This is a genomic window from Zoogloea sp. LCSB751 (assembly GCF_002028455.1).
Classification (GTDB): Bacteria; Pseudomonadota; Gammaproteobacteria; order Burkholderiales; family Rhodocyclaceae; genus Zoogloea.
In genome coordinates this window covers 1-229 of the sequence record NZ_MWUM01000729.1, presented here as the reverse complement: position 1 = coordinate 229, position 229 = coordinate 1, and the positions used below count along the sequence as shown (strand labels likewise).

Here is a 229-nt window from a genome sequence, read left to right as displayed (position 1 = left end):
CGCTTCCAAGGACAGCACGCCCAACATGTCGGGCGTGCTGTACTTGAAAGCGTCGATGACCGGTGAGCGAGGGCGCGCCTGCTGTTCTTTTTCTGCCGTGAAGGCGGGCGTCTCATGCACTTCGCGGCGCATCACGTAGCCTGCGATGATGACCACGAAACTCAGCACGAACGGAATGCGACAGCCCCAGGTGTTGAACTGTTCTGCGGGCATGTAGTGCGCCAGGGGC

1 pseudogene is annotated in these 229 nt (G+C 61.1%); it reads right to left on the bottom strand.

The window, feature by feature from the left end:
- Positions 1 to 213: pseudogene (locus tag B4920_RS28360) on the bottom strand (MFS transporter); the annotation flags it as partial.
- Positions 214 to 229: the final 16 nt, after the last annotated feature.